This is a genomic window from Shewanella sp. (assembly GCF_048265805.1).
Classification (GTDB): domain Bacteria; phylum Pseudomonadota; class Gammaproteobacteria; order Enterobacterales; family Shewanellaceae; genus Shewanella.
On record NZ_JBLXAT010000006.1, the window covers coordinates 121,199 to 136,159 of the forward strand.

The following is a 14,961-nucleotide window of genomic DNA, read 5'->3' on the forward strand; positions in this document are numbered from 1 at the left end:
TCCAGAAGCATAATGAAAAATATTCGAAACTTCTCAATTATTGCGCACATTGACCATGGTAAATCGACCTTGTCAGATCGACTGATCCAAGTTTGCGGCGGCTTGACCGACCGTGAAATGGCGGCTCAAGTGCTTGACTCTATGGATCTTGAGCGCGAACGTGGTATTACCATTAAAGCGCAAAGTGTGACCTTGGATTATAAAGCCAAAGATGGTGAAACCTATCAGTTGAACTTCATTGATACCCCTGGCCACGTGGACTTTTCGTATGAAGTGTCACGCTCTTTAGCGGCCTGTGAAGGTGCACTGCTAGTGGTCGATGCTGGACAAGGGGTAGAAGCGCAAACGCTTGCCAACTGTTACACAGCGTTGGATATGGACATGGACGTAGTACCTGTTCTTAACAAAATCGACTTACCTCAAGCTGAACCAGAACGCGTTATCGCCGAAATTGAAGACATTGTTGGCATTGAAGCAAAAAATGCGGTGCGTTGTTCCGCTAAAACGGGTCTTGGTGTTGATGATGTGCTGGAAACTATCGTGGCACAAATTCCGCCACCAAAGGGCGATCCTGACGCACCTTTGCAAGCACTGATTATTGACTCATGGTTTGACTCATACCTTGGTGTTGTCTCGTTAGTACGTATTAAAAACGGCATTTTGCGTAAAGGCGACAAGTTTAAAGTGATGTCGACCGGTCAAACCCATAACGCTGATCGCGTTGGTATTTTCTCACCAAAACAAACCGACAAAGCGGAATTGAAGACCGGTGAAGTAGGTTTTGTGGTCGCGGGGATTAAAGAGATTCACGGGGCACCTGTGGGTGACACCTTAACCTTGGCAAAAAATGGTGCAGAAAAACCGTTGCCAGGGTTTAAAAAAGTAAAACCTCAGGTGTATGCCGGGGTATTTACTATCAGCACTGATGATTATGAAAGCTTCCGTGATGCCTTAAACAAGCTGAGTCTCAATGATGCTTCATTGCAGTTTGAGCCAGAAACTTCCTCTGCGCTGGGCTTCGGTTTCCGTATCGGTTACCTCGGCCTGTTGCACATGGAGATTATTCAAGAGCGCTTGGAGCGTGAATATAATCTCGATCTGATCACCACCGCACCAACGGTAGAGTATGAAGTGGAACTCACCAACGGCGATGTGGTCTACGTGGATAACCCTTCAGAGTTGCCGCCGCTGAGCAATATTGAAGAGATCCGAGAACCGATTGTTGAAGCTAACATTCTGGTGCCGAAGGATTACCTAGGTAACGTGATTACGCTTTGCGTTGAAAAACGCGGCGTGCAGAAAAACATGGTTTATCACGGTAACCAAGTGGCGTTGACGTACCACTTGCCAGCAGCAGAAGTGGTGATGGATTTCTTCGACCGCTTGAAATCGACCAGCCGTGGTTACGCGTCATTGGAATATAACTTTGTTTACTTCCAAGCTGCGGATATGGTGCGTCTTGATGTGTTGATCAACGGTGATCGAGTTGATGCGCTGGCCATGATTCTACACCGTGAAAATGTGCGTTACCGTGGTTTGGCATTGGTTGACAAAATGAAAGAGCTGATCCCTCGGCAGATGTTTGATATTGCTATTCAAGCGGCCATCGGCAGTCAGGTTGTTGCTCGCTCGACAGTGAAAGCACTGCGTAAAGACGTTACCGCCAAATGTTATGGTGGTGACGTATCGCGTAAGAAGAAACTGTTGCAGAAGCAGAAAGAAGGTAAGAAACGCATGAAGCAACTCGGCAACGTAGAAGTACCACAGGAAGCCTTCCTGGCGGTGCTAAAACTTAACGAGTAATGGATTTGTTGTAATATTCACTTCTTTTCATTGCGCCGCTTTCTGCGGCGCTTTGGTTAGTTTGCTCAATGGGTTACGCGAGCGATTAACCAAAGTGAATGAAAAGGCTGAGCCCCATTAAGGCAGGAGACTTTTTAATTTATGGCAGCCTATTTTTCGACGTTCCTCGTCATTGTTACGCTTATTTCTGGTGTTATCTGGGCACTAGATGCTTGGTTGTGGGCGCCAAAGCGTAAAGCGCGCTTAGCGGTGGCACAAGCCAAAACGCAGCAGCTAACCGAGGAAGCACAAGCGACGATTCTACGAGAGCCTGGCTTTGTAGAAACGGCTAAGTCGATCTTCCCAGTGATTGCATTTGTCACCATTCTGCGTTCATTTTTATGGGAACCGTTCCAGATCCCGTCTGGTTCAATGATGCCAACGTTATTAGTGGGCGATTTTATTCTGGTAGAGAAATTCGCGTACGGCATCAAAGACCCTGTATGGCGTACAAAGTTAGTCGATACAGGTGAACCACAACGTGGTGATATCTTCGTTTTCAAATATCCAAAGGATGAAACCGTCGACTATATCAAGCGTGTGGTCGGTTTGCCGGGTGACAGGATTATTTACCGTAACAAGCAGTTGTATATTCAACAGGCTTGCCATGAGCAAACCCCATGCCCACAACCTGAGCAGATTAGCCATACTGAAGTGAGTCGTGGTGACTTCCTGCAAGATGGTGTGCCATTGTTGCGTTATCATGAACAGCTTGGCGAAGTGAATCATGATATATTGATCAATCCTCTGCGCCCAGAACCAACCGCATATTATTACCAGCAACCTGGTACCGCTGAAGGCGAATACCTTGTGCCGGACGGCATGTATTTCGCCATGGGTGATAACCGCGATAACAGTACCGATAGTCGTTTCTGGGGCTTTGTACCTGAAGCTAACTTAGTCGGTCGCGCGGTATGCATTTGGATTAGTTTTGAATTTGATCGTAAACCGGACGATTTCCTACCACATTGGGTGCCGAGTGGAGTGAGATTTGACCGTATAGGTGGTTTGAAGTAATGGAACCGATTAAGAACATCGGTCGTTTGTGCCGTACGTTAGGCTATAGTTTTCAAGATGAGTCACTGCTGTTGCAAGCGCTGACTCATCGCAGCGCAGCCAATCATCACAACGAGCGTCTAGAATTTCTAGGTGATTCGATTTTATCTATCATCATCTCTGATGCGTTGTACCATCAGTTTCCCAAGGTAACCGAAGGCGATTTAAGCCGTATGCGCGCGACCTTGGTTCGTGGTGATACTTTGGCGAAAATCGCTAAAGAGTTTCAACTGGGCGATTATTTAACCTTAGGCCCAGGCGAATTGAAAAGTGGTGGTTTCCGTCGTGAATCGATTCTTGCTGATGCCGTTGAAGCCATTATTGGTGCTATCTATCTTGATAGTGAGTTGGAAACTGTCCGCGCCCTGTTGCTGGGGTGGTATCAACAACGACTGCAAGAGATTAAGCCTGGCTTGAGCCAGAAAGATGCTAAGACCCAATTGCAGGAGTACCTGCAAGGGGATAAGAAGCCGCTGCCTGAATATGAAGTGGTTTCTATTGAAGGTGAAGCGCATAACCAACGTTTCACCGTAGAATGCCGTATTGAAGGGCTCAACGACGCTGTTACTGGCGTTGGCAGCTCTCGTCGAAAAGCGGAACAACAAGCTGCCGCGCAAGCGCTGGAGTTATTGAAAAAATGAGTCGCACCCCAGACGTGCCAGAAAACGAGCCGTCATTAGATGATCTGTTAGCTAAGCTAAATTCATCCGATGAAGCCCCAAAATACGACGTGACCTACTGCGGTATGGTGGCCATTGTTGGCCGTCCTAATGTGGGCAAGTCAACGTTGATCAACCGTTTGCTGGGGCAGAAGGTGAGTATTACCTCGCGTAAACCACAAACTACCCGTCACCGTATTATGGGCATTCACACTGACGGCGCTTCACAAATCGTCTTTATCGACACGCCCGGCTTGCATATGGAAGAAAAACGCGCCATTAACCGTTTGATGAACCGTGCCGCCGCCAGCTCTATTGGTGATGTGTGCATGGTGATTTTTGTGGTTGACGGTTTAGCGTGGACTGCTGACGATGAAATGGTGCTCAACAAGCTGCGCCGTGGTGCAGATGAGCGTAAAACCGTATTGGCAGTGAATAAAGTTGACTTCATCAAAGACAAAGAAGCACTGTTTCCACATCTGGAAACCTTGCAACAGAAATTTGCCTTTGACGACATCGTACCTATTTCTGCTAAAACTGGTACCAACGTCAGCAAGCTGCTAGAAATGGCTAAAGATTGTCTGCCTGAAAGCGTGCACTTCTTCCCTGAAGATTACATCACTGACCGTTCCCAACGCTTTATGGCGTCTGAAATTGTCCGTGAAAAGCTGATGCGCTTTCTGGGTGATGAGTTGCCTTATGACGCTACCGTTGAAATCGAACAGTTTAAAATGATGGAAAACGGCGTATACCAGATCAACGCCTTGATTCTGGTAGAACGTGAAGGCCAAAAGCGTATGGTTATTGGCAAGAAAGGTGAGCGAATTCGTACCATTGCCACTGAAGCTCGTATGGATATGGAACGTTTGTTTGATAACAAAGTGTTCCTTGAAGTCTGGGTGAAAGTGAAATCAGGTTGGGCTGATGATGAGCGTGCCCTGCGCAGCTTAGGATACGGCGAAGACTAACAGCCTATGCAGCGCGGCTATCTGCTCCATACCAGCGCCTATCGCGAAAGTAGCTTGTTAGTGCGCTTACTGGTCGACAAGATTGGCCGCGTCGATGCCGTCGCAAGAGTGGGCTCAGGTAAACGTTCACTCAAGAGTATCCTTCAACCGTTTCAGCCGTTGCTGTTCGAATTATCAGGACGCAGCGAACTGCGTAGCATGTACCAAATTGAAAGCGCGTCCCCAGCAGTGCCACTGTCTGGGGACGCTTTATATGCAGGCATGTATCTGAACGAATTGCTAATGCGTACCTTAAGTGTGCATCAAACTGGCGAGAGTTTGTTTCTGCCTTATCACCGCACACTGTTACAGCTTGCTAGGGCTTTTGATGAAGCCAGTCTCCGTTATTTTGAAGTGAACTTAATGCACGAACTGGGCTGCATGCCGTCACTGAGCCACGATGCCACTGGGGACACCCTGTCGGCAGATATTTCATATCGTTATCTTACCGAGGCGGGTTTTTTACCCGGAGAGGGGCGCTACCAAGGCGCCATGTTGCAGCGCTTAGCTACCGAAGCATTAGTGGCTGAGGACTTTGCCGCCGCTAAACACTTAACCCGGAATTTACTCGCGCCGCTGCTAGGGGATAAACCGTTACTAAGCCGCCAGCTTTTTGCGGGCAGAAAGCGGTAAACTAACTGTATTGAAGATAGGGCATAGGCCGTATCGCTATGATTAGAAGAGGAATCGTAAACAATGAGCCGGATTTTGCTTGGGGTCAATATCGATCATATCGCCACTTTGCGGCAAGCGCGTGGCACTAACTATCCTGATCCAGTGCACGCAGCCGCTGTGGCTGAACATGCTGGCGCTGAAGGGATCACTCTTCATTTAAGAGAAGACCGCCGTCATATCACTGACCGCGATGTGTATGTGCTGGCAAAGACCATCAAGACGCGCATGAATCTTGAAATGGCCGTGACCGAAGAGATGCTCAATATCGCTTGCGAAGTAAAACCAGCCTATTGCTGTTTGGTGCCAGAAAAGCGCGCTGAGTTGACTACCGAAGGCGGTTTGGATGTGGCAGGGCAGTTGGATAAAATGACCGATGCGGTTAAGCGCCTCACCGCCGTTGGCATTAAAGTGTCGCTGTTTATTGATGCTGACAAAACTCAAATTGACGCCGCCGTGAAAGTCGGGGCACCGGTTATTGAGATCCACACCGGCCATTATGCCGATGCAACCAATGACAAAGACGCCGCTAAAGAGCTGCAACGTATTGCCACAATGGCAACTTATGCGCATCAACAAGGATTAGTGGTCAACGCTGGGCACGGTCTGCATTATCACAACGTTAAGCCTATTGCCGCTATTCCTGAACTGTACGAACTGAATATTGGGCATGCGATTATTGGCCGAGCCGCTATCGATGGTTTGGCGAAAGCTGTTGCTGATATGAAGCAACTGATGTTGGAAGGCCGCCGAGGCGAGTAATCATGGCAATTATTGGGCTGGGTACCGACATTGTTGAACTCGCGCGGTTTGAGCAGATGGCGGCTAACGCGCTAGCTCGCTTAGCAAAGCGAGTGCTTACCGAGGCAGAACAGCAGACGTTTGCCGAGCACGGCTTCCCGGCACGTTACTTGGCCAAACGTTTCGCGGTAAAAGAAGCGGCTTCTAAAGCGCTAGGCACCGGCATCGGCCGTGGCGTGTCGTTCCAGCATTTTGAAGTGAGCAATAATGAATTTGGCGCGCCACAGCTGCAACTTTTTGAACCCGCGTTAGCGCGGCTGCCAGCCAACAGCAAACTGTGGGTGTCGCTCAGTGACGAGAAGCATTATGCGGTGGCAACTGTCATTATTGAAGCGTCTTAGTGGTGACGCTACCAAAAAAGAAGGCTTGCGATTGCAAGCCTTCTTTTTACATCAATCCCCTAGCGGATGCTGGCATCATAAAATTCAGGCATCACCCGCACGTTTTTCACCATGTTATCCGACACCTCAATAATTTCGATGGGATAGCCTGCTAAACGTAGGCAGGTATTGGATGATGGAATATCTTCCAAATACTCTAAAATTAAGCCATTGAGCGTTTTAGGACCATCGGTAGGAAAATCCCAGCCCATCTCTTTGTTGAGATCACGAATGTTGATGGTCGCATCAATCACTAAGGTGCCGTCAGTTTGCGGCGTAATGTCATCGCTTGGTGCATCAATCATGGTGGTGGTGAAGTCACCAACAATCTCTTCCAAAATATCTTCTAATGTCACCAACCCTTGAATGTCGCCGTACTCGTCAACGACCAGACCAATGTGTTCTTTGTTCTTTTGGAAGTTCGCCAGTTGCACGTTCAGCGGAGTGCCTTCAGGTATAAAGTAGAGCTCTTTGACCGCACGCAGCAGCGAAGACTTGGTAAATTGTTCTTTCGATTGTAAGCGCAGCGCATCACGCATATGCACGAAGCCCACAGCATCATCAATGGTATCGCGATACAGCAATACCCGTGTATACGGGCTGTTGATGAGTTGCTTATTGATACTCTTGAAATCGTCATTGACGTTGATAGCGAACAATTCATTGCGCGGCACCATGATGTCTTCAACGGCGACATTACCCAAGTCCAAAATTGATAACAGCATCTCTTGGTGGCGACGAGGGATCAGCGCCCCAGCTTCGTGCACCACGGTGCGTAGCTCTTCTTGGCTCAACGCATCACTCGTTTTCACTGAGCGAATGCCAATGAGGCGCAAAATGCTTGAGGTGAAGAAGTTCATCACCTTAACCACTGGCGAGAGAATGAACAGCAACCATTTCAGCAGCAGGCTGGATGGAAAGGCGATCGGTTCAGGGTGAAGTGCCGCTAAGGTTTTTGGCGTAACTTCGGCAAACACTAATACGAGCAGTGTTAGTACGCCAGTGGCAATGGCGATGCCGAAGTCACCATACAAACGCAAGCCAATAATCGTGGCAATCTGCGCTGCGAGAATATTGACTAAGTTGTTGCCTATGAGAATGACGCCGATGAGTTTGTCTGGACGGTCTAACAGTTTTTGTGCGCGTTCTGCTGCTTTGTTGCCGTTGCTGGCTAGATGGCGTAAACGGTAGCGGTTCAGGGTCATCATGGCCGTTTCTGAACCAGAAAAGTAAGCGGATATAAGAATAAGCAGCAGCAAGAAAAAAACTAGCGCGCCGGTCGATATGTCGTCCAAGAAATGGCTCCGTAGGAAATAGTAGGTTTAGTAATTACCGAGATTGATAAACGGTGTCAAGGCAGTTAACTACTGCCTTGACACTTTTAAAGAACTAATTGAGGATTAATTCCTTAACGATACGCGCTCCAAAGTAGGAGAGTGACAGAAGAAATGCGCCACTGATGGTATAGATAACGGCGGTTCTAATACGTACGCCTTTAGTATATTGCTGCCACAACATGGCAATGTAAACAAACCATGCGATGCTAGATAGTACGGCTTTGTGTCCTTGAGGGCCGGTGAATAGACCATCCATAAAGATAAAGCCCGTAGCGAGCGATAAGCTCAGCAGAATCACGCCGATAATCACCAAGTGATACAGTTGACGCTCAACTGTCATTAATGGCGGTAATACAGAAGAGACTTTCAGTTGCTTGGTTTTTAGACGATTTTGAATAAACCACAGTTGAACCGCGTAAAGTGTTGCAATCACCATAGTGCTGTAGGCCATCAAGGCTAACACCACGTGCACTAACACTTCAGGGTTATGTTCAAAGTGACGAATATACTGCGGTGGCACTAACCACAATAAGGCTACCGATATCATTGAACAGGCATATACCACGGGAACCAGTACAATCACTTTGATGTGCTGCATCACAATAGTGAAGGTGAGCGCAATAATCCAACATACCAATGAAATCACAATGGTCAGACTAAAGTTTTGCCCGTTACCCGTGAATATGGATTGATATAAGGCCACTGCATGAAATATCACGCCAACCGCGGCGAGTAGTGCTACAGCCTTGCGATTGGGACCTTCTGGGTGAAAAAGACGGCTTGTCACCAAAATCAGCGCTATGCCGTAGAAGACCATAGCAACGGCAGAAAATATGACCATCAGACGTTAACCTATCCTTATTGTAAGTGGTGCTGGTGCGGACATAAACATGTTGCGTTATTTAGAATAACATGAGCTTACCGCTATTGGGCAGTGATACAGACAACAAAATCAGCGGTCGGTTGCATTATTAATAGTAAAACGATGTAAATAGTTCCACCGAGGACAAACTCGTGGCCTCGATAGTGGCATATTACTCGCGCCTCTATATAATAGCGACCAGAACTGTATCTGAATCAACATGAAGAACGCCGTATGTTTGAAAATCTCTCCGACCGCTTATCGCGGACACTGAAAAACATCAGTGGTCGAGGCCGACTGACTGAAGACAACGTCAAAGACACGCTCAGAGAAGTGCGTATGGCACTGCTGGAAGCCGACGTCGCATTACCAGTGGTGAGAGAGTTCGTTAACAGCGTTAAAGAACGCGCTGTCGGACAGGAAGTCACCAAAAGTCTGACGCCTGGTCAGGTGTTTATCAAAATCGTCCAAAGCGAACTTGAAAAGGCGATGGGCGAGGCCAACGAACAGCTTAATCTCGCCGCTCAGCCGCCAGCCGTATTAATGATGGCGGGTCTGCAAGGTGCGGGCAAAACGACCAGTGTTGCCAAGCTAGCTAAATTCCTGCGTGAGCGTGACAAAAAGTCGGTACTGGTCGTCAGCGCTGACGTTTATCGCCCCGCGGCGATTAAACAGTTGGAAACTTTGGCGCAAGAAGTGGAAGTGGATTTCTTCCCATCTGATGTGAGTCAAAAGCCCGTTGATATCGCTAACGCAGCGATTGACCACGCAAAACGCAGATTTATTGATGTAGTTATTGTCGATACCGCTGGTCGTCTGCACGTCGACGAAGCGATGATGGACGAAATCAAAGCGTTGCATGCAGCAGTTAAACCGATTGAAACGCTGTTTGTGGTTGATGCCATGACCGGTCAAGATGCGGCAAATACTGCGAAAGCATTTAACGACGCGTTGCCACTGACGGGGGTTATCCTCACCAAAGTGGACGGTGATGCGCGCGGTGGTGCGGCTCTGTCTATCCGTCATATTACGGGCAAGCCGATTAAATTCTTGGGTGTGGGGGAGAAGACCGATGCTCTTGAGCCATTCCATCCAGACCGTATTGCCTCACGTATTTTGGGAATGGGAGACGTACTGTCGCTGATTGAACAAGTTGAACGCGGTGTCGATAAAGACAAAGCGTTAAAACTGGCGTCTAAGGTGAAATCTGGCGGTAACTTTGATCTGGAAGATTTTCGTGATCAGTTACAACAGATGAAAAACATGGGCGGCATGATGAGCATGATAGAGAAGATGCCAGGCCTCGGTAAGTTACCACCAGATGCCATGGCGCAGCTGCAAGGTGGCAAGATGACGGGTCAACTTGAAGCCATTATCAACTCCATGACGCAGAAGGAACGCCGTAACCCAGACCTGATTAAAGGCTCGCGTAAACGCCGTATTGCCGCGGGTTCAGGCACACAAATTCAAGATGTAAACCGCTTATTGAAGCAGTTTACTCAGATGCAAAAGATGATGAAAAAGATGTCATCTAAAGGCGGTATGTCGAAGATGATGCGCGGTTTAGGCGGCATGATGCCGCCGGGAATGAAATTCCCCGGCCGCTAAAAACGTAAAAACAGCCCGCATTGCGGGCTGTTGCTTATACTTAAATACTCGGAATTTCCTAGGCTATCGGGTTGCATTCAGCCAAAACTTAGGTAAAATTCCTCGGCTTTCAATCTGGGACTCTTCGCGAACACGGAGTTCCAGTTTTTATTTTGCTAGTAAGCAAATCAATAGAGGAACTAGAACGCATGGTTACCATTCGTTTATCTCGCGGCGGCTCTAAAAAGCGCCCATTTTACAACATCGTTGTTGCAGACAGCCGTAACGCTCGTAACGGTCGTTTCATTGAACGTGTAGGTTTCTTCAACCCACAAGCTCGTGGTCAAGAAGAAACTCTGCGTGTTGATCTGGAACGTGTTCAACACTGGGTCGCAACTGGTGCGACTACTAGTGACCGCGTTGCGTCACTGATCAAAGAAGCTAACAAAGCTGCTTAATTGGTCAATAGGTATAGATGATGAGCAGTAACCCAGAACCCGTAGTATTGGGCAAGATTGGCGCACCGTATGGTGTCAAAGGATGGGTGAAAATCACCTCATATACCGAATCTGTTGAAGGTATATTTGACTATTCGCCTTGGCTATTAAATCGTCAAGGGGAATGGGTAGAAGTTAAGTTAGTTAAGTGGCGCTGGCACGGTAAATCTGTGGTTGCGTTGCTCGATGGCTTAGAAAATCGCGAACAGGCTCAAGTACTCACGCATTGCGAAATCGGTATTGCGCCTGACCAAATGAAAGCGTTGCCAGAGAATGAATTCTATTGGCGTGATCTCATCGGTTGCGAAGTCACTAACTTAAAAGGCTATCACATGGGTGTAGTTGAGCAGGTGCTTGAAACCGGTTCTAACGACGTTCTGCAAGTGAAAGCTAATGCCAGAGATAGTTTTGGCAAAGTGGAACGTTTAATTCCCTTTGTCACCGAACAGTTCATCAAATCGGTGGATGTTTCGGCAAAACAGATCCAAGTGGATTGGGATCCAGACTTCTAAGTCGAGGAACAGCTATGTGGTTAGGGGTAATTACCCTGTTTCCTGAGATGTTTCGAGCGGTTACAGACTTTGGGGTAACGGGTCGCGCCGTGAAAAACGGCCTGTTGGAATTGAATACGTGGAGTCCACGCGACTTCACCCATGATCGGCACCAAACCGTAGATGATCGTCCTTATGGCGGTGGTCCGGGAATGTTGATGATGGTTCAGCCCCTTCGCGATGCGATTCATGCAGCGAAAGCTGCCGCAGGCGATGAGGCAAAAGTGATTTACTTGTCACCTCAGGGACGCAAGCTGACACAGCAAGGTGTCGCTGAACTGGCAAGCAACTCGAAACTGATTCTAGTGTGTGGTCGCTACGAGGGTATCGATGAACGCATTATTCAGAGCGAGATTGACGAGGAATGGTCCATTGGTGATTACGTGCTCTCCGGAGGCGAATTACCCGCGATGACGCTGATTGACGCGGTATCGCGTTTGGTACCAGGCGTGTTGGGGAAACAAGCGTCAGCAGAGCAGGATTCCTTCTCTGATGGCTTATTGGATTGTCCGCACTACACTCGACCAGAATCACTTGATGGTAAAGATGTTCCAGCGGTGCTACTTAGTGGCAACCACAAAGAAATTGAACGCTGGCGTATGCAACAGAGTTTGTTAAGAACTTTGCAGCGACGACCAGAATTATTTGAAAATCTAGCTCTGACTGACGAACAAAAGACGTTATTAGCGCAACAGATTGAAAAGCAATCCGAAGCGTAGTCAAGCTCAGTTATTTCTAGTTGGAGAAATTCATGAACAACATCATTAAAATGCTCAACGACGAGCAAATGAAACAAGATGTACCTGCATTCGGCGCTGGTGACACCGTTGTTGTGCAAGTACGTGTTAAAGAAGGCGAAAAAGAACGTCTGCAGGCTTTCGAAGGCGTAGTTATCGCTAAACGTAACCGTGGTCTGCACTCTGCATTCACCGTTCGTAAGATTTCTAACGGCGAAGGTGTAGAGCGTGTATTCCAGACTCATAGTCCTCTGGTTTCTAGCATCGAAGTTAAACGTCGTGGTCGTGTTCGTCGCGCTAAGCTGTACTATCTGCGCGAACGTTCAGGTAAATCTGCACGTATCCGTGAAAAGCTGGCTACTAAGTAAGCCGCTATCCATTAGACGCAGTGTTCGCACAAAGCCCGCCTTTATGGCGGGTTTTTGTTTTTCTAGCGTTGCCACATTTCCGTGTGAAAATTGTCTTGATCTTACCTGCAAACCTAGGCAAACTGATCCTTATTGTAATGGTGTAGCATTACAGCAATACATTAAGGCGCGTATTGCTTATCAGTCAGTATTGGAAAGGGTCATGCAGAAAAATCATCTAGAAGACATTCGTATTCATGCGGAAAAAGTGTTGGTAACCCCTGAGGCGCTTAAGCAACAATTGCCACTATCGGAACGTGGGCACCAGTTTATTTTACAGGCGCGCCAGACTATCTCCGATATTGTGCATAAACGAGATAACCGCTTGCTGGTGATTACCGGGCCATGTTCGATTCATGATATCGCGTCGGCCAAAGAGTATGCGCTGAAGCTGAAAAAGCTCCATGATGAGCTGCAAGACCAGTTTTATATCGTTATGCGGGTCTACTTTGAAAAGCCACGCACCACCGTCGGTTGGAAAGGGCTGATTAACGACCCTGACATGGATGAATCTTTCGACCTTGAGAAAGGGCTACTTATGGCGCGCGAACTGATGCTATTCCTCGCCGAAATTGAGCTGCCGGTCGCCACCGAAGCGCTCGACCCGATTAGCCCCCAGTACATTGCCGAATTGATTAGCTGGTCGGCTATTGGCGCACGCACCACCGAATCGCAAACTCACCGTGAGTTGGCATCTGGTCTCTCTATGCCAGTGGGCTTCAAGAATGGCACGGATGGCAGCATCAATGTGGCTATCAACGCCCTTAAGTCAGCGGCGAGCCAACACCGTTTTATGGGGATCAATCAAGCTGGCCAAGTGGCTCTGCTGCAAACCTTAGGCAACCCTGATGGGCATGTCATCTTGCGTGGCGGTGCTACACCTAACTACGATGCTGATAGTGTGGCGCTCAGCGCCGAGCAACTACACAACGCTGGATTAACGGCGCGATTAGTGATTGATTGCAGCCACGGTAACTCGAGTAAAGACCATCATCGGCAGCCACTGGTGTGCCAAGATGTGTTTGAGCAGATTAATTCAGGCAATACTTCAATAATTGGCATAATGTTGGAAAGTCATCTGTTTGACGGCAATCAAAGTGTGAGCCTTCCGCTGAGTGAGTTGCGCTATGGCGTATCGGTGACCGACGCGTGTATTGACTGGGTAACCACAGAAAATCTACTGCGCCGCGGAGCGAGTCAGTTAGCGGAAGTTATTTCTCAACGCTTTGATAATAAGAATAAAACAGCATGAAAAAGGAATCGCTAATGGCAGAGAAGACCACTGAAGAGCTGGAACAGCTGCGTGATCTTATTGATGGTGTTGACCAGCAATTATTGCATTTGTTGCGTAAAAGATTGGATCTGGTTGCCCAAGTTGGTGCGGTCAAACATGGTGCAGGCTTGCCCATTTATGCACCAGAACGAGAAGCCGCCATGTTAGCGAAGCGTCGTGCTGAAGCTAGTGCGATTGGTATTCAGCCGCAATTGATCGAAGATGTGCTGCGGCGGCTAATGCGCGAGTCTTATCTCAATGAAAAGGATGTTGGCTTCAAGCAAGTGCGCGAAGATCTCGGCAAAGTGGTCATTATCGGTGGTGAAGGGCAACTGGGTAAGCTGTTTGGTCAGATGCTCAATTTGTCTGGTTACCAAGTGGTGTCGTTAGATAAGGATGATTGGCAGCAAGCCGATGCGCTGCTAGATGGCGCAGGGATGGTTATTGTATCTGTCCCTATTGCTGTTACCTGTGAGGTGATCCGCGATAAACTCGCTTCCTTGCCGGAACATTGTATTTTAGCCGATTTGACCTCAATTAAATCAGCGCCATTGGCGGCGATGATGGCGGCGCATAAAGGGCCTGTAGTTGGGCTACATCCTATGTTTGGTCCTGATGTGGGCAGTTTAGCGAAGCAAGTGGTGGTGGTGTGTCATGGCCGTGGTCAACAACATTACCAATGGTTGCTAGAACAGATCACCATTTGGGGCGCGCGCGTGGTGGAAGCTGAAGCACCACAGCATGATAAAGCGATGCAATTTGTGCAGGCGATGCGACATTTTTGTACATTTGTGTATGGCTTTAACCTCTGCAATGAAGGTGTGGATATGGACAGCTTGCTGCAATTCAGCTCACCTATCTACCGTTTAGAACTGGCAATGGTGGGGCGTTTATTTGCCCAGAACCCTGAGTTATATGCCGATATCATCTTTGCCCAGAAGGAAAGTTTTGGGGTGATTTCCCACTACTTGGAAAACTTTACTAAGGCATTGACCCTGATTGAGCAGCATGACCGTGCCGGATTTATTGCTGAGTTTGAGCGAGTATCTCAATGGTTTGGTGAGCTAGCGCCGCAATTCCGGAATGAAAGCCGGGCGATGTTGCAGTCGGTAAATGATCTAAAATCGCATTAATAGGGAGATGGTGGTGTGGCATCAATCGGCGTAACACCGCCGCCTGTTACCCGCTATAGACTTTTGATAAGTGGAACTTGCTGCATGAAAAATGGTCTAATGAGCTCAGTTGCTACGGATTGTCATCATTGTGTGGGCTGCTCATAGCTGAAGATTATTT

At 48.1% G+C, this 14,961-nt stretch carries 16 protein-coding genes; 14 read left to right on the forward strand and 2 right to left on the reverse strand.

The features are described 5' to 3' along the window. The first annotated feature begins 12 nt into the window (after positions 1-12). The 7 genes from lepA to acpS all read left to right on the forward strand — a co-directional run bounded on the left by lepA (position 13) and on the right by acpS (position 6,378). Positions 13-1,803, forward strand: a complete 1,791-nt coding sequence (gene lepA / locus ACN0TT_RS06225; protein WP_417761273.1) for a translation elongation factor 4 — start codon at positions 13-15, stop codon at positions 1,801-1,803. Between the two features lie 141 nt (positions 1,804-1,944). Beyond that, entirely contained in the window at positions 1,945-2,859 is a 915-nt protein-coding gene (gene lepB / locus ACN0TT_RS06230) for a signal peptidase I (protein WP_417761274.1), read from the forward strand. After that, positions 2,859-3,539: a ribonuclease III gene (gene rnc / locus ACN0TT_RS06235; RefSeq protein WP_417761275.1), complete on the forward strand. Its 681-nt coding sequence runs from the start codon at positions 2,859-2,861 to the stop codon at positions 3,537-3,539. The genes lepB and rnc overlap by 1 nt, the downstream gene beginning before the upstream one ends. Next, positions 3,536-4,525, forward strand: coding sequence for a GTPase Era (era, locus tag ACN0TT_RS06240; RefSeq protein WP_417761276.1), 990 nt, complete (start codon positions 3,536-3,538; stop codon positions 4,523-4,525). The genes rnc and era overlap by 4 nt, the downstream gene beginning before the upstream one ends. A gap of 6 nt (positions 4,526-4,531) precedes the next feature. Further along, on the forward strand, positions 4,532-5,197 hold the full coding sequence (gene recO / locus ACN0TT_RS06245) for a DNA repair protein RecO (RefSeq protein WP_417761277.1): 666 nt from the start codon (positions 4,532-4,534) through the stop codon (positions 5,195-5,197). A 63-nt stretch (positions 5,198-5,260) separates the two neighbouring features. After that, positions 5,261-5,998, forward strand: a complete 738-nt coding sequence (gene pdxJ / locus ACN0TT_RS06250) for a pyridoxine 5'-phosphate synthase (protein WP_417761278.1) — start codon at positions 5,261-5,263, stop codon at positions 5,996-5,998. A gap of 2 nt (positions 5,999-6,000) precedes the next feature. Next, positions 6,001-6,378, forward strand: coding sequence for a holo-ACP synthase (gene acpS, locus ACN0TT_RS06255; protein ID WP_417761279.1), 378 nt, complete (start codon positions 6,001-6,003; stop codon positions 6,376-6,378). Between the two features lie 59 nt (positions 6,379-6,437). Here acpS and ACN0TT_RS06260 read toward each other — a convergent pair whose 3' ends face one another. Further along, positions 6,438-7,712: an HlyC/CorC family transporter gene (locus tag ACN0TT_RS06260; RefSeq protein WP_417761280.1), complete on the reverse strand. Its 1,275-nt coding sequence runs from the start codon at positions 7,710-7,712 to the stop codon at positions 6,438-6,440. Positions 7,713-7,806: 94 nt separating this feature from the next. After that, on the reverse strand, positions 7,807-8,595 hold the full coding sequence (locus ACN0TT_RS06265; protein WP_417761281.1) for a cytochrome C assembly family protein: 789 nt from the start codon (positions 8,593-8,595) through the stop codon (positions 7,807-7,809). Between the two features lie 255 nt (positions 8,596-8,850). On the opposite strand from ACN0TT_RS06265, the gene ffh reads away from it, so the two are divergent. The 7 genes from ffh (at position 8,851) to tyrA (ending at position 14,801) form a co-directional block, all read left to right on the forward strand. Continuing rightward, positions 8,851-10,224, forward strand: a complete 1,374-nt coding sequence (ffh, locus tag ACN0TT_RS06270; protein ID WP_417761282.1) for a signal recognition particle protein — start codon at positions 8,851-8,853, stop codon at positions 10,222-10,224. A 188-nt stretch (positions 10,225-10,412) separates the two neighbouring features. Beyond that, complete coding sequence (rpsP, locus tag ACN0TT_RS06275; protein ID WP_417761283.1) at positions 10,413-10,661, forward strand: 30S ribosomal protein S16; 249 nt, start codon at positions 10,413-10,415, stop codon at positions 10,659-10,661. A 20-nt stretch (positions 10,662-10,681) separates the two neighbouring features. Next, positions 10,682-11,212: a ribosome maturation factor RimM gene (gene rimM, locus ACN0TT_RS06280; RefSeq protein WP_417761349.1), complete on the forward strand. Its 531-nt coding sequence runs from the start codon at positions 10,682-10,684 to the stop codon at positions 11,210-11,212. 14 nt (positions 11,213-11,226) lie between these two features. Continuing rightward, positions 11,227-11,970: a tRNA (guanosine(37)-N1)-methyltransferase TrmD gene (trmD, locus tag ACN0TT_RS06285; protein ID WP_417761284.1), complete on the forward strand. Its 744-nt coding sequence runs from the start codon at positions 11,227-11,229 to the stop codon at positions 11,968-11,970. A gap of 32 nt (positions 11,971-12,002) precedes the next feature. Further along, on the forward strand, positions 12,003-12,356 hold the full coding sequence (gene rplS, locus ACN0TT_RS06290) for a 50S ribosomal protein L19 (protein WP_417761285.1): 354 nt from the start codon (positions 12,003-12,005) through the stop codon (positions 12,354-12,356). 202 nt (positions 12,357-12,558) lie between these two features. After that, on the forward strand, positions 12,559-13,647 hold the full coding sequence (locus ACN0TT_RS06295; protein ID WP_417761286.1) for a 3-deoxy-7-phosphoheptulonate synthase: 1,089 nt from the start codon (positions 12,559-12,561) through the stop codon (positions 13,645-13,647). 14 nt (positions 13,648-13,661) lie between these two features. After that, positions 13,662-14,801, forward strand: a complete 1,140-nt coding sequence (tyrA, locus tag ACN0TT_RS06300) for a bifunctional chorismate mutase/prephenate dehydrogenase (RefSeq protein WP_417761287.1) — start codon at positions 13,662-13,664, stop codon at positions 14,799-14,801. The last annotated feature ends 160 nt before the right edge of the window (positions 14,802-14,961 follow it).